Here is a 19,707-nt window from a genome sequence, read left to right as displayed (position 1 = left end):
CCGGACCCGCCGGACACGCATGGTGAGCCCCCTTCCGCTGGCGATCCTGCGGGCGACACGCCGCATCGCTCCTGATGGGCGGACCTTCCGGCGGGCACTCGCGGCGACCACCGCCCTCGCCGCGCTGCTTGTCTTCCAGAAGCCGGTGGCGGCAGGCCCCGAGGGCGGGCGGGTGATCTCCGGCACCGCCTCCATCTCGCAGGGCGGCGCGGTCACCAGCATCGACCAGTCGTCCGCCAAGGCCATCATCAGCTGGCAGTCGTTCTCCGTAGGGCGGCAGGAGACCGTGAACTTCCACCAACCGGATGCCAGCGCGGTGACGCTCAATCGCGTCATCGGAAACGAAGCTTCGGTTATTCAGGGCGCCATCAACGCAAACGGGCAGGTCTTCCTCGTCAATTCGAACGGCATCCTCTTCACCTCCACCTCCCAGGTGAACGTGGGCGGCCTCGTGGCCTCGACCCTCGACATCTCGAACGAGGATTTCATCTCCGGAAACTACGTCTTCTCCGGCGCATCGACGAAATCGGTGGTCAACAGGGGCGCGCTCACCGCGAAGGACGGCGGCTACATCTCGCTGATGGGCAAGAGCGTCTCGAACGAGGGCGTCATCACCGCCACCCTCGGCACGGTGGCGCTCACCGCCGGCTCGAAGATCACGCTGAACTTCGAAGGCAATTCCCTGTTCGATGTCACCATCGACAAGGGCGTGATGGACGCCCTGGTGGAGAACAGGCAGGTCATCAAGGCCGATGGCGGCAAGGTGGTCATGACCGCCCGCGCGGCCGACGCGGTGCTCTCCTCGCAGGTGAACAATTCCGGCATCGTGCAGGCCCGCACCATGGCCGCGCTCACCGGCGGCGCGGCGCCGGGCAAGGGCTACAGCAAGGGATCCATCAAGATCAAGGCGGAGGGCGGCAAGGCCGACATCAAGGGCAAGCTGGACGCCTCCGCCCCGAACGGCGGCGACGGAGGCTTCATCGAGACCAGCGGCGACAAGGTGAGCATCGACGCCACCACCGAGATCACCACCGCGGCGGCCCGCGGCGCGACCGGCACCTGGCTGATCGACCCCGACGGCTTCACCGTCGGCGCCGGCGGCGACATCACCGGCGCCACGCTCACCAGCCAGCTCGCCTCCAGCAATGTCACCATCGCCTCGACCCAGGGCTCGGGCACCGACGGCAACATCACGGTGAACGACGCGGTGAGCTGGTCGGCCAACACGCTCACTCTGAACGCCACCCACAACATCTACGTCAACGCCGTGATGACGGCGGGCGGAACGGCCAGCTTCGCCGGTAATTACGGCCACATCCTCGATGCGAGCGGCACACCCACGGCCGCCCCCGCAAGCGGAAGCAATGCCGACGGCACGCCCTTTGGCCTCTACACGTCGTTCGGCGTGGTCGACCGGGAAGGCACCTTCGCCGGGCGGATCGATTTCACGGGCACCGGCAGCGTGACGCTGAACGGGCAGGCCCACGCGGTCATCAACGATATCGCCGGGCTCAACGCGATCAGGGACGATCTCGCCGGCCATTACGTCCTCGGCGGTGATATCTCCGGCCAGACTCTCGCCAACTGGACCGGTCCCATCGGCGCGACCGACACCGCGGCCTTCACGGGCGTCCTCAACGGCCTCGGCCACCGGGTGATGAACTTCACCAACCTCAAGCAGGGTGTGTTCGGCTATGTGGGGGCGGACGCGGCGGTGAGCAACGTCGGCGTCATCAATACCGTCTTCAGCTTCGTCGATGACTTCACCAATATCGGCATCCTCACCGGCAACAACGCCGGCTCGATTGTCAACAGCTTTGGGGGCGGCTCCTCGGGCGCGCTCAGTGGCGCGATCGGCACCAGTGTCGGCGGGCTGGTCGGCCGCAACACCGGCACGATCCTCAACAGCTATGCCGCGGCCACCGTGTATGCGAACTCAATCGCGGGCGGCCTTGTCGGCACCAACGAGGGGACCATAAGAAACAGCTACGTGCGCGGCAGCGCAAATACATATGTAACCGGGACATCGGCCAATATCAGCTGGGTCGGCGGCTTTGCCGGCCTGAACAGTGGCGATATCTCGAACGCATACGTCACGTCCGAGGACGTTAACGGGCCAGTTTATCTCTATTCGAGTGCAAAGTTCAGCGGCTCCGCCACCGCCGGCGGCTTTGTCGGCTCCAATTCCAGCACGGGCAGCATTTCCTATGCCTATGTGGGCGGCAACAAGATTTCGAGCCGGCGGGGCGCAGGTTTCGCCGGGGAGAATGCGGGCCTGATCGACAATGCCTATGTCTCGACCCCGCTGAGCATCCAGGTCGCCGCGTACAAGGCCGGGTTCACCATCACGAACACGGGCACCATCACCAATTCCTACTGGGACAGGACCCGCTCCGGCGTGACCACCGACGGTACCGGATCGACCGCGGTCGCCGCGACCTCCATGGGCGGGCTCGCCACATTGCCCGCCGGGTTCGATCCCGATCACTGGGGGCTCTCTCAGGATGGCCATCCGATCCTGAAGACGCTGCCCCTCTATGTTTCCGCGCGCGCATCACTGCAATATGGCACCTCCGCGGCGGACGTGCTCGCGAACGTCGTCGTCAGCGGCCTGCAATGGGGCGATGCCGCTTCCACGGTCTTCACCTACGTGCCCACCGCCGCCCTGCTGTCGGGGTCGGGCTATCTGAATGCCGGCATCTATGGCGTCGGCAACGTGCTGCACGATTCCGGCGCCTACACGACCGTGGCCGGCAGCATCGCGGTCGCCCGCAGGCAGCTCACCCTCGCCTCCTCCGGCATCATCGCCGACAAGACCTACGACGGCACCACGGCGGCGATCGTCGCGGTCACCGCGCCGGGCGACGGCCTCATCGGCCTCGTGGACAGCGAGACCCTCGCGGTCACCTATTCCAATGCCGCGTTTGCCGACAAGAACGCTCAGACCGCCAAGCAGGTGGCACTGACGGTCGCTCTCGCCAACGGAAGCAACGGGGGCATCGCCGCCAATTATGAAATCACCGGCGCGACGACCACCACCGCCAGTATCGCGCGGGCAACAGTGACCGCAGCCTTCGACGCCGCCGACAAGGTCTATGACGGCACCACACAGGCGACCGTGACCGCCTTTGGCGTCTCCGGATTGATCGGCGACGACAGCGTGTCCGTGTTTGCGACGGGCCATTTCGTGGATGCCAACGCGGGGACCGGCAAGGCCGTCACCATCACCGGCGGCGGCCTTTCCGGCGCCGCGGCGAGCAATTACGTGCTCGCGGGCACCCCCTCGTTCCTGACCGCCGACATCGCGCCGCGGGCGGTGCTGCTGCAGGGAGCGAAGCCGGTGGACGGCTCGTCCGTCTTCGACGCCTCGCAGATCACCGTCGCGAACCTGGCGGCGGGCGATGTGGTCCACCTCTCCGGCGCCGCATATGCCCGCGACAGCGCGCCGGGCACCAGCGAGCTGCTGCCCGGCGGCCTCTCGCTCGACAATTCCAACTACACGCTCGCCGGCGCGAGCGGCACCGCCGTGATTTACTCTTCCCCATTGCCCGCCGGGGCCTCGGTGGCGTTCGGCAACATTACCGGCATCACCACGGCGGGCACCGTCATGACGGTCACCCAGCTCTCGCGCCAGGCCATCATCAACTGGCAGTCCTTCAACGTGAACCAGGGCTACACGGTAGCCTTCGACCAGCAATACGGCGCCTCGTCCATTACCCTCAACCGGGTGGTCGGCAACGAGCGGAGCATCATCGCCGGCGCCGTCACCGCGCCGGGGCATGTCTACATCGTCAATTCCGCAGGCGTGCTCTTCACCGGCACGTCGCAGGTGAACGTGGGCGCGCTGGTGGCCTCGACGCAGGACATCACCGACGCCGACTTCCTCGCGGACATCTTCCGCTTCGGCGGCAATGCCGCGACCGGCTCGATCCAGGCCTACGGCGCCGTGACGGTGGCGGACGGGACCGGCTACGTCGCCCTGCTCGGCAACGGCGTGGAGAACCGGGGCGCGATCACCGCCCGCGGCGGCCGGGTCGTCCTCGCCGGCGGCAGCGGCATCACCCTCACGCGGGACGCGACCAGCGGCGCGGTCACCGCCCTCGCGGTCGAAACGCCCGACAAGGGCGTCACTGCAGGCGGCGTGATCGATGTATCCTCCGCCGGCGGCACCGGCGGTGTCGTCGAGACCGCCGGCATCGTCACCGTGCCTGGAGACATCAGGGCCACGGCTGCGGGCGCCGTCGCGGACGGCTACTGGCTCCTGCACAGGAACGACACCTTCACCATCGGCTCCGGCGGCGTGATCTCGGGCGAGAGCCTGTCCAGCATCCTGCGCGTCATGGATGCGCGCGTCACCTCCGCTTCCGACATCGTGGTCGGCGATGCCGTGTCCTGGTCGGCCCACACCCTGACGCTGGCATCCGCCGCGAACGTGCGCGTGAACAATGTCATGACCGTTTCCGGCCAAGGCGGCTTCACGGCCACCTACGGGCAGAACAGCACCCACATGCCGGCCGCCACGACCACCGAGCATCACAACATATCGCTCGAACCGCCGGAGGTGGACATCTACGGCGTGGTGATGGCCCGTGGAAAGAACGCCGATGGCAGCGACAACGACACCTTCGTGGGCAAGATCAACTTCAGCAGCACCGGATCGGTGCGGATGGGCGTCACCGGCGGCACGCTGAAGACCTACACCGTCATCAACTCCGCCGGCGCCCTCGCGTCGCTCAATGCCAACACGAACTATGTCCTGGGCAGCGATATCGACCTGGGTGGCGTGCCGGACTGGACTCCCCTCGCCGGCATCTACAACGGGTCCTTCGACGGCTTCGGCCATGTCGTCACGAATCTCCGGTCCACCCGGGGCGGCCTGTTCGCCGAGATTGGCGGCTCCTACGTTCTGCCGACGTTCAATTCAGTGGCGGATTACGCCTACCCGCTCGTAGACGGCGCCGGCGTGCGCAACCTGGGGCTGGTCGATGTCTCGATCAACGTGCCGGACGCCAACGGCAGCGTGGGAGCACTGGCCGGCGCATCGTCGGGTATCGTGAGCAACGTCTTCACGACCGGCATGCTCCAGGCCGCCACCACCAACACCACCAATCCGCCCTATGGCTTTGCCGCGGGCGGCCTTTTCGGCACCGGCGCCGGAATCATCATCGACAGCTATTCCGATGTGAAAGTCACATCCGTAAACATGAGCTTCGCCGGTGGCCTGCTGGGTTCGGGTTACGGCTATGTCCGCGGCAGCTATGCGACCGGCGACGTCTCGGCCGCGCTGACCACGAGGCTGCGCTATGGCCCGGAGACCGGCGGCTTCGTCGGGCGCGGGTCCGGGCGGATCGTCGATTCCTACGCCACCGGAAACGTCGAGGGCCCCGGCGCGGTCGGCGGCTTCGTCGGCACCCTGATGACCGACTTCGACATCTTTGGCAGCAGCTCCAGCGGCAAGGTCACCCTGATCGACAACAGTCCCTACAGCCTGGACAATTATGCGGGCGGCTTCATCGGCAACAACTGGGGCTCGGTTCTCTTCTCCTCATCCAGTGGCCACGTGTCATCCGTAACCGGCAACACCGATTATCTCGGCGGGTTCGCGGGCCGCACCGTATCCAGCCTCGGCGCCATGTCGATCATGAACTACTTCAACTCGGACACGGCCGGCCTGACGCGGGACGGCCTGGGCAATTCCGTCCCCACCGGCATGGGGATGGACGGCAACACGCCCATTCTGGACGCCTTCAACGCCAGGTACGGCACGAACCTCACGCCAGCCCAGTTCCACGGCGGCGCGATCGGCCTCGGAGCGGCCGACTTCGCGACCATCACCTCGCAGCAGCAGGCCAGCCCGGCGACCGCCGTGCAGAGCCTGAACAACGTGATGAACGGCGGCCGGCCCGTGGGCTACACCCCGCCCACGACCGGTGGCGGCGGTGACGGCGGGAGCGGGGGCAACGGGGGCAACGGGGGCGGTACCGGCGGCGGCACCGACAACGGCAGCGGCGGAACCGGGGGCACGGACGCCGGCGGCGGCAGCGCGGGAGGGGGCGCGAGCGGCGGAAACAGCGATGGCGGCTCCGCCGGGAACGCAGGCGACAGCTCCGGTGGAAACTCCGGAGACAACGCCCAGACAGCCAATCCCGGCGGCAATCAAGGCGAGTCCAGCGGCAGCTCCGGCGCCACCTCCTCGGCCGATGCCGGCGGCACCCACGGTGACAACGCGGCGAGTGCCCCCGACGGGGCCCCCGGTGGCGACACCGGCGCCTCCTCCGGCAACTCCGGTGGCGAGAGCTCCGGCGGCGGAGCGCAGCCGAACGCACCCACCCCCGACAGGGGCAACAGGCCCCTCTCCGCGGCGGCGCAGCAGGCGATGCGCTCGGCCACGGTGTCGGCCACCAGCGGTGTCAGCAGCGCCCAGGAGGGGGCCCCGGTTTCCGGCGCGCCGGGCGCGGGCTGGAGCCCGGCTCCGGCCAGCATCGACGACAACATCGACCTGGGCGCCGCGCCCCCGGCCGAAACGGCGGTGCCGCAGAACGAGAACGAGCGTGATCGCCGCACCGCATCGCGGCGGCGCGCGCCCGGGGCGGCGCCCGCCGGCTATGGGGCCAGCATCCGCTCCATCGAGGTCGATGGGCAGAAGTTCGACCTGGAGCGCCAGGGCGACCCGGCCCCAGCCTCCGGTGGCGCGACGCCGGCCGCTCCCACCGCGCCTGCCCATTGAAGGGCATTCGGGCCCGGGGGCGCCGCCCCCCGCGCGAAAGCCACGAGACGCCGAGCGGATGCCGTGCGCCGGAGGAGCCCCTCCAGGCGCGCGGCACCCGCCACCGCCCGATCCCTGAACAGCAGCCTGCCGGGATCCGCCAGCGGGCTCACGGCGCAGCAGCCGCAAGGAGACCATGATGCAGCTTCCCTTCGTCGGCGGCCGGAGCCTGCCCGGCCTCATCATCGCCTTGGTCCTGGCCACCGGCCCCGCCGCGCTTCCGGCGACGGCACAAGCGCCCAAACCCGCGAGCACCGCCGCCGGGCTGCCCGGCGGCGCCCAGTCGCTCAGCGAGACGTTCGAAGACTGGCAGGTGGTCTGTGCCATGCCGCAGGGCGTGAAGCGCTGTGCCATCGGCCAGCAGCAGACCGACCCCAAGACCCGCCAGCGCGTGCTGAGCGTGGAGATCCAGCCGAAGGGCGCAGGCGCGGAGGGCCTCCTGGTGCTGCCGTTCGGCCTCGCCCTCGACAAGGGCGTGACGCTCAAGGTGGGGGAGGCCGACCTGACGCCCGCCCTGCGCTTCAGCACCTGCCTGCCGCAGGGCTGCTTCGTGCCCCTCGTTCTCGACGCCAAGGCCCTCGCGAGCCTTCGGAAGGCGGCGGAGGCGAGCGTCGGCGCGGTGAGCGACAGCGGGCAGGCGGTGTCGTTTCCCGTCTCGCTGAAGGGCCTCCCCGCCGCCTTCGACCGGGCCGCCGCCCTCGGCTCATGACCGCGGGCGGGATCGGGGCGCCTGTTACCAAAAGCTATATTCACTCAGATATAATTCAAGGTATCGCCATGGCCTGTTCGCTCACCTCAGCCCTGCGTCCCATCTTCGCGACCACCGTGGCCGTGGCGGCGCTGGCCCCCGCCGCCACGGCCCGCGCCCAGCAGCTTCCCTTCAACATCGGTGCCGCCGTGCGCGCCACCGAGCAGGCGCAGGAGGCCGCGCCCCAGGTGCGGCCTTCGCAGCCTCTGGTGCTGCCGCAGCTCGCGGAGCCGCAGTTCACGTTCGACGACCGCCAGACCCTGCGCATCCGGCACATCGTCCTTGCCGGCACGGAGGGGCTCTCCGTCAGCGCGGAAAAGGTGCGGGAGGTTCTCGCCGCCTATGAAGGCAAGGACCTCACCCTGGCGCAGATCTACCAGGCGGCGGACCGGCTCACCGCCCTCTACCGCGAGGCCGGCTACCTGGTGGCGAAGGTCTATGTGCCCGCCCAGGACGCGCGCAGGGGCACCTTGACCATGAAGCTGCTGCCCGGCCGCTTTGGCGCGGTGACGGTGAAGAACGACTCCCTGGTGCGCGAGGACTATCTCGCCGGCATCCTCGGCCACCAGAAGGTCTCCACCGGGGAGCTGATCGAGCGGGCGCCCCTCGAGCGGGCGATGCTGCTGATCTCCGACCTCTACGGCGCCAACATGCCGCGCTCCGTCATCGGCGCGGGCGGCGCGCCGGGCAGCTCGGACTTCCTGTTCGAGGTGCCGGAGGAGCGGCGCCTCGACGGCTTCCTGCTGGGCGACAATTTCGGCGCGCCCTACACCGGGCGCTGGCGCGCGACAGCCGGGCTCAACCTCAACTCGCCGCTCGGCATCGGCGACCGGCTCTCCGGATTCGGCATGATCTCCCAGTCCACCGACCTCGCCAACGGGCGCCTCGCCTATGCCCTGCCCATCGGCTACGACGGCCTCAGGGCGGAAATCGCAGCCTTCCGGACCACCTACGAGCTCGGCAACGCCTATGCCGACCTCGACGCCACCGGCGTCGCCGACGGCATCTCCGCCACCCTCGCCTATCCGTTCCTGCGCTCGCGCGCGGATTCCATCTGGGGTTCGGCCGCCTACACCTACAAGAATCTCGACGACCTGACGTTCGACATTTCCTACGCCCATCGCCGTATCAGCGAGGGCATCGTCGGCCTCAACCGGGAAACCAACGCCACTGTCTTCGGCCTGCCGCTCGTCACCTCGGCCGCGGTCGCCATCACCTTCGGCAACGTGGAGTTCCCCAATCCCGAGCAGCAGCTCACCAACGCGCTGGGGGCGGACACGGCGGGCGGCTTCTCCAAGCTCACGGCCTCGCTCGTGGCCACGGTGGGCCTCACGGAGCAGCTCTCCTTCTCGGTCAACATCCGCGGGCAGAAGTCCTTTACCGGAAACCTCGATTCCTCCGAGCAATTCTCGCTCACGGGCTTCTACGGGGTCCGCTCCTACGACGAGGGCCTGTCCGGCGACAGCGGCTGGCTGGTGACACCGGAGCTGAAGTACGCGCTGCCCGACGTCCTCGCCTGGCGCCATGCGGTCAGCGCCTATGCCGACGTGGGCGGCGTCGCGCTGGAGGACGGCAGCTACACCGTCACCCAGCCCGACTACGTGCAGCTCGGCGACATCGGGCTCGGCTACTACGGCACCTATGAATACGCGCCCGGCCGCGCCTTCCTGCTGAAAGGGTACGTCGCCTGGACCGTGGGCGGCGGCGACGCCGCCGCCGGCTACGACCGCGGCACCGTGGGCCTGGTGCAGGCCGGCATCACGTTCTGACGGCGGAAGGGCACATGATGGAGATGGACTGGCTGAAGGAAGCCATCGACTACGGCGTCATCGGGCTGCTGCTGGCACTCAGCGTGGTGGTGGTGGCCGTGGTGCTGGAGCGGATCTTCTTCTATCGCGCGGTGCAGCCCCACCTCTACCAATCGGCGAAGGCGCTGGAGCTGGACCTGACCAAGCGGCTGGTGGTGGTGGCGTCGGTCGCCTCCAACGCGCCCTATATCGGGCTGCTGGGCACGGTGCTGGGCATCATGCTCACCTTCGCCTCCATGGACCTTTCGGCGGGGGCGGACCCCGCCAAGATCATGGTCGGCCTCGCCCTGGCGCTGAAGGCGACGGCGGCGGGGCTCGTGGTCGCCCTGGTCGCGGTGGTCGCCTACAATGCGCTGCTGCGCTCGGCCAAGGTGCTGATGCTGAAATGGGAGATCGCGCACGAGGCGGCCGCGCGTGCGGGAGATGCCGCCCGTGGATGAGAAACCCTTCGAGAGCCTGAACGTCATCCCGTTCGTGGACATCATGCTGGTGCTGCTCACCATGGTGCTCACCACGGCAAGCTTCATCGCCGTCGGCCGCATTCCGCTGGCGCTGCCGCAGGCCTCGCCCATGAAGGTGGAGCAGCAGGCCGAGACCATCATCGAGATCGACGCCTCCGGCACCATCCATCTCGACGGCGCCGCCCTTGACCTTCCAGCCCTGCGCGAGCGGCTCGGCCCCCTGCCGAAGGACACCGCTTTGCTGATCCGCGCCGACCGCACCCTCCCCTTCCAGCGCTTCGTGGATGTGGCGGACCTCCTGAAACAGCTCGCCTTCGCCAAGGTGGGCATCCAGACCCAGGGTGTGGCCTCCAGCACGAGGCCTGGGGCCGCCCCATGACCTTCACGCTGGCCCACGGCTTCGCGCTTTCCCTGGCGCTTCACGGCGCGGTGCTGCTGCCCTTCACGCTGACATTGGAGCAGGAGTCTCCGCCGCAGCCGGAGTTGCTGGTGCTGGAGCTTCACGGCATCGTGGCCGACACCCAGAACGAACAGCAGGTGCAGCAGCAGGCCCGTGGCTCCGAAAGCCAGCACGCGCGAGACGCCGCGGAGCCGCAGCCGGCACCGGAGGCCATGCAGCCGCCCGCGCCGGAGCAGCCGGAAACGCCGGCCACGCCGGACGGCACGCAGGCCGCCCCGCTCCCGTCTGCAGCAGCACCGGAGCAGGTGATGCAGCAGAGCGCGCCCACCGAGAGCGCGACCCCGGCGACAGAACGAGCCGGGGACGCAGGAGCCGCCAACATCGTCGGCAGCGCGGAAGTGCGGCAGGCGCAAAGCCTCGCCATCGAGCAGAACCAGGCGGAGCGCCTGCGGCGCTATGTACAGGCGCTGACGAAAAAGGTGCAGGAAAGCCTCGTTTACCCCGCTGCGGGACGACACGAAGGGCTGAAAGGCACGGCACGGGTCGCCTTCGCGCTCGGGACGGACGGCACGCTCCAGGCTGGCTCGCTCCGCATTGCGGAAAGCTCCGGCCAGTCCCTGCTCGACGAAAACGCATTGAAGACGGTCGCGGCCAGCGCACCCTTCGGCACGCCGCCCCGACCCATATCCGTGACCATTGCCGTCACCTACGGTCGCCGGAAATGAGGACCGCCCGCGCATGGCGGGCGGCAAACGCATGGGCGCTCAGGCAGATGGCTCGGTGTACGGGAGGGCTCCCGCGCTCACCGGTCGCCGGCCGATGCGGCGGGCAAGGTCCCGGCCCATCCCGATGAACGGAAGCTCGCACCACCGGTAGGCAGGGACCGCCAGACCAACCGCGAGCACGAAGGTGATCCCCGTGATGACAAAGAAAAATCCGTAGGCGCTGCCGAGCGACGCCAGATCGGGCGTGACGCCGAAATGCTTCGCAAGCGCCAGCAGCCCCATCATGATCGGCAGGTGCAGGAGATAGATGCCGAAAGAGATGTCGCCGATCTTCCGGAGGAATGTCCGTTCAAGCAGCGCACCAAGCGCCGATCTGTTGTGCACGATGCAATAGAGCAGCGCCATCACGGCCAGTGGCTCGATCCACATCCACCGCTGCCACCGCATGAAGAACCAGTCTCTTTTCTCGCCGGCCAGCACATCGGGCGCCCACTGGATGACCGCCAGCGAAAGCAGAGCGAACAGGACCACCACCGGCGTTCGATCCACGAACGACAGGCGCGGCAGGTAAGGCACCAGCAGCCCCACATAAAAGAAGATGAGAAACTGAAGAAAGAACGGCTCCTGCACCCACATGAGTGGCACCAGCGCCAGCGCGACGAGGATGTTCAAGCCTGCGCTGCCACGAGATGCCAGAAGATAGAACGCCGGCAGCAGCAGACTTGCCCCGATTTCGACGTTGAGCGTCCACAGGACCGCATTGAGGCGAAAGTCCTGCAGCAGGATCGTCTGCAACCATGGCACTTCGGGTGGGATGAACACGCCCTGGAGGAACAGCGGCGGCCCCATGAGGAGCGCCCGGAGGGCTGCGGCGAAGACGATCGACACCAGCATGAGCGGCAGCAGCCGGAAGGCACGCCTGACGTAATAGGCCATCAACGAGCGCGCATCACGCGCCGGCGACAGCTCCAGTTGGCAGCCGAGCACGTATCCGCTCAAAGCGAGGAACAGCAGCACCGCGGGCTGCGCGCTGAGCAGCCCCGAAACCATGAAACGCCCGACCTGCCACCCGGCGCTGTCCGGCCACTCGGCCTTCAGGGTGCTGGTGAACACATAGCCGTGGCCGATCAGAACGGCACAGCAAGCCAATCCCCTGAGGGCCTGGAGATCGGGGCGAAAGGTGGCTTCTGCGACGCGCCGCATTCGAAAATACAACCTAGAGCTTTAAAAGTCCTTTAATTCCAGCACCATATTTGAATGCGGCAGATTATGACAAGCGGTTGAATGACGAATTAAATGGCGCAGTAGCCACCCTCCCCAAGATGGGAAGCAGGCGCCTGCGACCGTGGCCCCGGACCTGCGCCCGCGGGCGGCTACGGCTCCCGCGGGCGCAGGCGGATGAGCGTGCCATGCCCGCTGGTGGCGACCTTCTCGTAGTCCTGGAACGGCTCCATGATGTCCACGCCGAGATTCATTGCGGTCTGCGCGCCGAGGCCAATGAACACGCACCCAAAGCGGCGCGCGTGCAGCTGGCGCAGGAAGTCGTCCCTGTCCTCGGTGGTGAGCATCTCCACATACCCCGGTCCCTGCGTGGGCGTGCGCAGACCTGCGAGCGCGGTGTACAGCCCCTGCCTCAGGCTCAGGACCAGGCACTCCTCGCCCCGCGTGCTGTGACTGCGGATGAAAGCGAGCTCTTCCCCGACCAGTTCGGACGCGATGCGCCCTGGATGCAGCAGCGTATTGCGGGCGTCGCGCCAGAACATGCCGAGATTGGAGACGAAGGGCAGCGCGCAATAAAACAGCACGGCGAGGGTGGTCACCGGAAGCATGAGGTGGACGCGGCCGAGCACTCCCGCCGTCACCGCCCGCGTGGCGCGATCGGCGAGGATCGTCGCGATCAGAAGCGCCGGCCAGCACACGGTGATGAGGTTCACGATGTGCGAGCGTCCCTGGTAGTAGACGAAAAGTCCCCAGCCGAGCACACTGAGAAAAAAGACGAGATCGGCCCCTCGCGCCCTGGGCGCGCGGCGCCAGCGCGCCATCGCGCTGAACGCGCCCAGGAGATAGACCGCCAGCACAGTCATCCAGGGATTGGCGGGACCGAGCGGCAGGGGCAGCATGGCGAGCCCGTAATCATAGAAAAGGCGCTGATAGCGGAACAGCCATTCCCAATGGATGGCCTGCTCGCTGCGCCACATCAGGTAGAGCACGCCCGTGCCGATCACACCGGCGAAGATGGCCCCATGAAGCGCGAGCGCCTTCAGGAGGTCACGGCGCGCGGCAACGTCCCCCGCGCAGCCGCGGGCGCGCAGGACGACCCATTTGGCCAAAAGAAAGCTCGTGAAAGCGCCGACGATCATGAGGCCGGTGTCAGCGTTCCAGACGGCCCCTGCCGCGCCGACGAGCGACACGAGCGCCGCACGCCTCAAATTGGGAGAGGATTGGTAAAACCAAAAGCAGAGAACCGACATCGCAGGCCAGAAAAACCTTATGGGCCAATACTGAAAATAAAAATCCCCAAAACCACCCACATACGAGAACGTCAAAAATGTTAAGAATATAAATGACACAGAAAATGATATAAATATATATATATTATAAATATTTTTACTAAATACAAAAAACAAACAAAATAAAGATATTATCTGAATAATTGAAAATATAATAGATATATATAAAATATCAAATTTAGCAAAATTAAAAATATATCCGACAAATGCAGCATAAAATCCATATTGAGATGGCATGTCCACCAGAATTATCTTTCCCATGGAAACCTGGTAGATGACGTGGACAAGAGCATCCGCATGTATCGACCATCTGACATCCGGCTCGATCGACGCCTCGGACACGATGCGCCAGGACACGACCTGAAGGCCCATCGCGACCACGAAAACCGCCAGCGCGATACTCCGAGCCGCCGCCCGGCGCGGAAGGAACCCGCGCGGCCAAACCGCCCCCCCCACCAGGCAGACGGCTGCAGTAAAGGCACATGCTGCGAGCTTGAGCATCACCGGCCCTGAAGGAACCCCCGTGCTCACCGAGAGCAATTCGCCGAAATCGAACTCCGACAGCCCCCAGAACACCATCAGAGCCAGCGCGCAATAAATGGAAGCGCTGAGCGATGCGGAACATGCAGTCGTGCGCCGGGGCGATGCCGGCCACCGCAGGGCCGCCGTCAGCAACCCAAGAGCGGATATGAACACCGACACGACAAGGAAGGTAAATCTCTCGGCAGGCTCCGGAGCTGCCGTCACGGCCAAGGAAGGCAGGAAATGCCCCTGTGCCGCCACATCGGCATCGCCGCCGATCCAACCCATATAGGCGAATGCGGTGATCGTCGAAGCCGCAACGGCAACCAGCAGCAGAATCAGATATGCGGCGTTGAAGGCCGCAAACCGGGCCTCGATGCGGTTACGCGTGAAATCGCACGGCCTGGACCTGGAGGTCATTGCATCCCCTCGAGAGCCAGAACGACTGCCCGGCGTTTTCCTCATAGCGGATCACGCCGCCTGCGGGCATGGGCAGGAGCGCTGGAAACTCGAAGATGAGGCCGCAGTGCACACGCCCCAACGTGAAGCGCACCCGCGGCACCGAGACGGCCGCCCTTGATTGCGGATTTTTTGCGCGGCGCGCAAATCTCGATGTGGAAAGCTCATGCTTTCCCGAGATCACGCGGCGTTCAGCACCTCGCCTCTGCAGCGTAGCGTCACTGGCGATTGGGAGGGCCGACGCCCGGGGGGATTTCGGGTCGCTGGCGCTTCGACGGCATCATCACCCGTTCTCGGCGTTTTCACCGGCTGTCTGGCGCAAACGTCGCGGGAACCGAAGCCCTCCGCCGCCGAGGACGGCGCGAGCCTCGCCGGCTCTGACGTCGCTGGGCGCATCGCGACCGGCGGTCGCCAAGTCCTGCGGGGACGACCCGCCTCACCCTCGCGGCTCCGCAAGAGTGAGCCTCACCTGGTCGGGACACGAACTCTTCGGTGCGCCGCTCCGCCGCTCAGGCGCTGGCGCCCGCCGCGTTGGGCTGCGGATGGCTTTCCACCTCGTGGGCACAGCGGGTGAGCCAGGATTGGATCGTCTCCAGCGCCTCAGGCTCGTCCAGGAAGGGCGTGTGCCCTCGGTTGGGGACATCGACCCGGCTCATGTCCGGACGGTGGCACACCATGGCGTCGGCGGCGCCGCAGCTGAGCACATCGGAGTTGGCGCCGCGGATGAGCGCTATCGGAATGTGCGGGCAGGCGTCGAACAGGGGCCAGGCATCGGCCGGTGCGGCGGCGAGAGCCTTCTGGAAGGCCTCGCGCAATGCCGGATCGTAGGGCAGCTCCACGCCGCTACTCGTCTGCGTGTAGCGCCGGATGGTCTCCTGCTCCCAGCGCATTTCCGGCACGCGCGTGAAGCCCGGCATGGCGGCCGGCATACGGTCGGCGATCTCCTCCAGGGTGGAGACGGCGGGTTCGACGCCGATATAGGTGCCAATGCGCTCCAGGCCCGGCCGTTCAAGCACCGGCCCCACGTCGTTTAGGCACAGCCCGCACACGCGCTCGGGCGCGGTGGCCGCCATCACCATGCCCAGCAGTCCGCCGCGGGAGGTGCCGATGACCGCCGCACGCGGCACGCCCAGGTGATCGAGCAGCGCCAGGGCGTCGCGCGCCTCCTGTACGACATTATAGGTATCCACGCCGGTCCATTCGGAGTCGCCCCGGCCGCGGCTGTCGAGTCGGATCAGCCGCACGCCGGAAAGGTGGCGGGCCAGATAGTCGAAGTCGCGGCGGGTGCGCGTGAAGCCGGCGAGCGCCAGCACCGGCAGGCCCGCGCCCTCGTCGGAATAGGTCAGTCTCGCGCCATCTTCGGCCTGAAAGCTGCCCATAGTCATCGCTCACCAGAACCGTTCGGGTACCGCGCCGAGGGCCGCGCCCATCCGGCCGGACATGCGAGAACGCCCCACCTGACGGGACCGCGCCACCTGCGCCCTGTATCCGAAGATTCGGCCGGGAGCGGCGTGCCGCGGCAGCCGACCGCGCGCACCTGTGGGTTTCTTGCTACTCGAACGCACCTGCGGCAAGGGGTCCGCAGCCTGCCGCGATGCCGCAGCCAACGCCATGGACCGTGCCGGCGCCAAGGACCGGCCCGAATGCGCGGCGACGCCATCATGCATGTTGCCGGCCTCCCAGGCTCTCGCCGCGCCTTTGGCGGCACGGTCATTCGTCTCGCGACAGCGGCCACCGGAGCTGCCGGCGGACACCCTCAATGGTCGCAGTTTCTCTATTGCAAGCGCAGAAGTCGATAGTGTGACAGGAAAATCCAATGCCCTTTCCCCCGCCAAGGCGCCTGCCAAACCGGCGCGCCGAACAGCGCATCACACCCGTCCGCCCACAACGAAGGTCGCCACGACGCACAATTATGAGTTGATTATAAATCAATAAAATAACTTTTAGTTGCTGAAGCATGTTGAAAGAAATGACATGCCGGCTCCCACAAACTTATTTGACCTTCCCCGCAGCAAATCTTAATGAATGCCTGCCCCATGTCGGTGAGTTCGGGGCTGCGGGGGTAGCGAACGCAATGTTTTGGCTTGGGAATCGCAGCGGACACCGACCGCGTGCCGCAGCCGGAATCGAAGCCGCCCCACCGTATACCGCCCCCCCTCCCCTCACCCATTCCCCCGAGCGCGACGCCTCCCCTCCGGCGGACGGGCCTGTGTGGTCGCCGCTGCTGGCCAGCGGAGGCAATGGCGCCGGCCTTGATCGCGTCTATATCGACGGCGACGTGCTGGTGATCACGGGTTGGAGCTGCGGCGCGGGGCAGGTCGCGCTGGTCGCCGGCGGGGCCATTGTTCCCCCTCACGCGCGGGTGGAGGTCGAGCGGCCGGACGTCGCGGCCACCTATGCCCTTTCGCATGGGGTCAGGGGCTTCCTCTGCCTCTGGCGCGGGCCGCTGCCGGCCGGTGCCGGGCTGGAGGCGCTGGCCGGACCTGGAGCGCGCCGGTTCCTGCCGCCGGCGGAATTCCCGCCCGCACAGCGCGAGCCCTCCCTCGACCGCATCGCGCGTGAGTACGCGCCCGCACGCGGCGTGCTGTTCGAGGCGTTGAGGGACAGCCCGCAGGCCATACGCGCCCTCGCCGCCACTTGCGTCCACGCGGCCCTTCCGGACGGCCCGCGCGGCAAGATCGATTGGCTCAGGACGGCACCGGGCGCCGGCGGCCTCTGCGTGGGCTGGACCGTAGGATCAGCCGATTTCTTCCTGGTGGACGAGGAGGGACGCTGCACGGACCTCGCCGGCGCCCTGCGCTGGATGAGGCCTGACATCGTCGAGGCATTCGCCGGTAACTACGGTGCCGGCGCCGCCGAAGCCGGCTTCCTGCAGGCCCTTCCGCCCGCGGGTGCTCTCGGCACAGCGCGCCTCCTCGCGCGCAGCGGCGACGGGCTGTCCCTGGTGGATGAGAGCGTCGCCGAACCAGCGCCGCGCGATCCCGTCAGCTATGCGCGCTGGGCATTTTCGCTGCCCGTGCCGCACGAGCGGATGGCGGAGCGCCTCACGGCCCACGACGGCGCCCTGCTCTGCCGGCTGATCGCCTGCGCCCGCGGCGCCGAGGGGCCGCCGCCCCTGGTGCGCCACGCCGGCCCCCAGGTGGTGGCACCGGAGGTCTCCCTCGTCATTCCCCTCTACGGCCGCAGCGACTTCGTGGACCACCAGTTGCTGGAATTCGCCGGCGACGCCTTCATTCGGGAGCGCTGCGAAATCATCTACGTGGTGGACGACCCCCGCCTCGCCGAGCCGGTGCTTGCCACGCTGCCACGCTGGTGGGCGTCCTATGGCGTGCCCCTCACCGTGACCTGGGGCGGGCGCAACCGCGGCTTTTCCGGCGCCAGCAACCTCGGACTCTCCCTGGCGCGCGGCCGCCAGGTGCTGTTCCTCAACTCGGATGTGATCCCGCTCGGGCCCGGGTGGCTCGCGGCACTGAGCGTGCGGCTGGACGCCAGCCCAGGCCACGCGCTGCTCGGCACACGACTCCTGTTCCCCGACGGCGGAGTGCAGCACGACGGCATGGGCTTTACCTACAGCCTCGCCTACGGCGTCTATCTGAACGACCATCCCGGCAAGGGCCTTGCGCCACTGCCGGCGACGGAGGGGGCGGTGGCCGACGTGCCCGCCGCCACCGGTGCCTGCCTCATCGGCCGCCGCGAGGAGCTTCTCGGCCTCGGCGGCTTCAGCGAGGACTATCTCATCGGAGACTTCGAGGATTCCGATCTGTGCCTCAAGGCGCGGGCCGCCGGGCGGCGGGTGGGGGTGGCGCGTGACATCGCGCTCACCCACCTGGAGCGCCAGTCGGTGGGCCTGGGCGAAAGCGGCGAATTCCGCACGCGGGTGACGCTGTTCAATGCCTGGCTGCACCAGAAGCGCTGGCGCCCGGCCCTCGACCGCGAGGCCGGGCACGGAACGCAGGGGCAGCCATGACCGCGACCGCGCGCCCTCCCGCGAACATCCTCGTCATCGCCCACGGCCATGTGGAATTCAGCACCGGCGGCGCCGAAGTGGCGGCCGACCAGCTCTTCCGCGCCCTGCGCCGCTCGGGCACGGCCGGGCGGGTGACGCTGCTTGCCCGTTATGACCGCGGCCCGCGCTCGGGCCTCGTCGCCCTGTTGCGGGAAGACGAATATCTGTGGCGCACGGACATGGGCGACTGGTTCAAGTTCCAGTCCGCCGGGGGCGAGGCGGTGACGGGGCCGTTCCGCGCCTTCCTCGCCCGGCTGAAGCCGGACATCGTGTTCGTCCATCATTATGCCCACATGGGACTGGAGCTGCTGCGCGAGATCCGCCGCACCCTCCCGGATGCGCGCATCGTGCTGACCCTCCACGAGTTCCAGGCCATCTGCGCCAATGACGGGCAGATGGTGAAGCGCGCCTCGCGCGAGCTGTGTTTCGGATCAAGTCCTCAAGCCTGCGTCGCCTGCTTTCCCGAACGCAGCGAAGAGGATTTCTGGCTGCGTCGGCACTTCATCCGGCGCCATTTCGATGTGGTGGACCGCTTCGTGGCGCCCTCGGACTTTCTGCGCCGGCGCTATGTGGAATGGGGCCTTCCGGCCGAGCGCATCGCCGTCATCGAGAACGGCCAGCCGGCCGGCGGCCGCCTTCCCCCGCGCGCGCTGCCGACCGGCGGGCAGCGCAACCGCTTCGCCTTCTTCGGCCAGGTCACGCCGTTCAAGGGGGTGGACGTGCTGCTCGCGGCGGTGGCGGGCCTGCCCAGGGCCCGGCGCGCGAAGATCCACCTGGAGATCCACGGCGCCAATCTCGACCAGCAGGAGGAAGCCTTCCGTACGCGCATCGAGGCGCTGCGACGCCCTCTCATGGAAGAAGGCGTGCTGCATTGGCCCGGCGCCTACCACCGCGAGGACCTCGCCCGGCGCATGGCGCGCATCGACTGGGTGGTGGTGCCCTCCCTCTGGTGGGAGAACTCGCCGGTGGTCATCCAGGAAGCCTTCCGCTACGGCCGGCCGGTGCTGTGCTCCAACATCGGCGGCATGGCCGAGCACGTGCGCGATGGCGTCGACGGCCGGCACGTGGGCGTCGGCAATACGGCCGACTGGGGCGAGACGCTCCTGGCCGCTGCGGCCGATCCGGAAGACTGGGCACGCCTGCACCAGAACCTCAGGGAACCGATACCCGTGGAAGTTGCGGCAACACGGTACCTTGAATGGGCCTCCGGCTGAGCCTTCGCCGAATCGGCGTCCTGACGCGCGGATCATTCCGCAGAGCTGGATGGCGGGCGAACCTTCATTTTCAGCGTAAATGCGCTGC

The 19,707-nt window shown here is 67.4% G+C and carries 11 protein-coding genes; 8 read left to right on the top strand and 3 right to left on the bottom strand.

What is annotated here, in order from left to right; translation table 11 throughout:
• The first annotated feature begins 19 nt into the window (after window positions 1–19).
• The 6 genes from V5F61_RS00515 to V5F61_RS00490 all read left to right on the top strand — a co-directional run bounded on the left by V5F61_RS00515 (window position 20) and on the right by V5F61_RS00490 (window position 10,908).
• Complete coding sequence (locus tag V5F61_RS00515) at window positions 20–6,727, top strand: two-partner secretion domain-containing protein (RefSeq protein ID WP_393986919.1); 6,708 nt, start codon at window positions 20–22, stop codon at window positions 6,725–6,727.
• Window positions 6,728–6,902: 175 nt separating this feature from the next.
• On the top strand, window positions 6,903–7,475 hold the full coding sequence (locus tag V5F61_RS00510; RefSeq protein WP_393986918.1) for an invasion associated locus B family protein: 573 nt from the start codon (window positions 6,903–6,905) through the stop codon (window positions 7,473–7,475).
• 68 nt (window positions 7,476–7,543) lie between these two features.
• On the top strand, window positions 7,544–9,283 hold the full coding sequence (locus V5F61_RS00505) for a ShlB/FhaC/HecB family hemolysin secretion/activation protein (protein ID WP_393986917.1): 1,740 nt from the start codon (window positions 7,544–7,546) through the stop codon (window positions 9,281–9,283).
• 14 nt (window positions 9,284–9,297) lie between these two features.
• Window positions 9,298–9,762 (top strand): TonB-system energizer ExbB, encoded by a 465-nt coding sequence (gene exbB / locus V5F61_RS00500; RefSeq protein ID WP_393986916.1) that lies wholly within the window; start codon window positions 9,298–9,300, stop codon window positions 9,760–9,762.
• Window positions 9,746–10,162: an ExbD/TolR family protein gene (locus V5F61_RS00495; protein ID WP_393986915.1), complete on the top strand. Its 417-nt coding sequence runs from the start codon at window positions 9,746–9,748 to the stop codon at window positions 10,160–10,162. Before exbB ends, V5F61_RS00495 begins: the two co-directional genes overlap by 17 nt.
• Window positions 10,159–10,908 carry a TonB family protein gene (locus V5F61_RS00490; RefSeq protein ID WP_393986914.1) on the top strand — a complete coding sequence of 250 codons (750 nt, stop codon included), beginning with the start codon at window positions 10,159–10,161 and terminating at the stop codon, window positions 10,906–10,908. Before V5F61_RS00495 ends, V5F61_RS00490 begins: the two co-directional genes overlap by 4 nt.
• A gap of 39 nt (window positions 10,909–10,947) precedes the next feature.
• Here the strand turns inward: V5F61_RS00490 and V5F61_RS00485 are convergent, their stop codons facing one another.
• The 3 genes from V5F61_RS00485 to V5F61_RS00475 all read right to left on the bottom strand — a co-directional run bounded on the left by V5F61_RS00485 (window position 10,948) and on the right by V5F61_RS00475 (window position 15,778).
• On the bottom strand, window positions 10,948–12,111 hold the full coding sequence (locus V5F61_RS00485; protein WP_393986913.1) for an acyltransferase family protein: 1,164 nt from the start codon (window positions 12,109–12,111) through the stop codon (window positions 10,948–10,950).
• A 170-nt stretch (window positions 12,112–12,281) separates the two neighbouring features.
• On the bottom strand, window positions 12,282–14,360 hold the full coding sequence (locus V5F61_RS00480) for a hypothetical protein (protein WP_393986912.1): 2,079 nt from the start codon (window positions 14,358–14,360) through the stop codon (window positions 12,282–12,284).
• Window positions 14,361–14,908: 548 nt separating this feature from the next.
• Complete coding sequence (locus tag V5F61_RS00475) at window positions 14,909–15,778, bottom strand: alpha/beta fold hydrolase (RefSeq protein ID WP_393986911.1); 870 nt, start codon at window positions 15,776–15,778, stop codon at window positions 14,909–14,911.
• Between the two features lie 830 nt (window positions 15,779–16,608).
• Between V5F61_RS00475 and V5F61_RS00470 the strand changes: the two genes are divergently transcribed.
• Both V5F61_RS00470 and V5F61_RS00465 read left to right on the top strand, forming a co-directional pair.
• Window positions 16,609–18,366: a glycosyltransferase family 2 protein gene (locus V5F61_RS00470; protein WP_393986910.1), complete on the top strand. Its 1,758-nt coding sequence runs from the start codon at window positions 16,609–16,611 to the stop codon at window positions 18,364–18,366.
• Window positions 18,363–19,619: a glycosyltransferase family 4 protein gene (locus V5F61_RS00465; RefSeq protein WP_393986909.1), complete on the top strand. Its 1,257-nt coding sequence runs from the start codon at window positions 18,363–18,365 to the stop codon at window positions 19,617–19,619. The genes V5F61_RS00470 and V5F61_RS00465 overlap by 4 nt, the downstream gene beginning before the upstream one ends.
• Window positions 19,620–19,707: the final 88 nt, after the last annotated feature.

It is taken from the genome of Xanthobacter sediminis (assembly GCF_043195015.1).
Classification (GTDB): Bacteria; Pseudomonadota; Alphaproteobacteria; order Rhizobiales; family Xanthobacteraceae; genus Xanthobacter.
This window is presented reverse-complemented; position numbering and strand designations above follow the sequence as displayed.

Excerpts from the sequence above, each read along its gene's own strand:
- V5F61_RS00475 (WP_393986911.1), bottom strand. The coding sequence starts at position 15,778 with ATGGGCAGCTTTCAGGCCGAAGATGGCGCGAGACTGACCTATTCCGAC.
- V5F61_RS00490 (WP_393986914.1), top strand. The coding sequence starts at position 10,159 with ATGACCTTCACGCTGGCCCACGGCTTCGCGCTTTCCCTGGCGCTTCAC.
- V5F61_RS00510 (WP_393986918.1), top strand. The coding sequence starts at position 6,903 with ATGATGCAGCTTCCCTTCGTCGGCGGCCGGAGCCTGCCCGGCCTCATC.
- V5F61_RS00465 (WP_393986909.1), top strand. The coding sequence starts at position 18,363 with ATGACCGCGACCGCGCGCCCTCCCGCGAACATCCTCGTCATCGCCCAC.
- exbB (WP_393986916.1), top strand. The coding sequence starts at position 9,298 with ATGATGGAGATGGACTGGCTGAAGGAAGCCATCGACTACGGCGTCATC.
- V5F61_RS00480 (WP_393986912.1), bottom strand. The coding sequence starts at position 14,360 with ATGACCTCCAGGTCCAGGCCGTGCGATTTCACGCGTAACCGCATCGAG.
- V5F61_RS00495 (WP_393986915.1), top strand. The coding sequence starts at position 9,746 with ATGCCGCCCGTGGATGAGAAACCCTTCGAGAGCCTGAACGTCATCCCG.
- V5F61_RS00515 (WP_393986919.1), top strand. The coding sequence starts at position 20 with ATGGTGAGCCCCCTTCCGCTGGCGATCCTGCGGGCGACACGCCGCATC.
- V5F61_RS00485 (WP_393986913.1), bottom strand. The coding sequence starts at position 12,111 with ATGCGGCGCGTCGCAGAAGCCACCTTTCGCCCCGATCTCCAGGCCCTC.
- V5F61_RS00505 (WP_393986917.1), top strand. The coding sequence starts at position 7,544 with ATGGCCTGTTCGCTCACCTCAGCCCTGCGTCCCATCTTCGCGACCACC.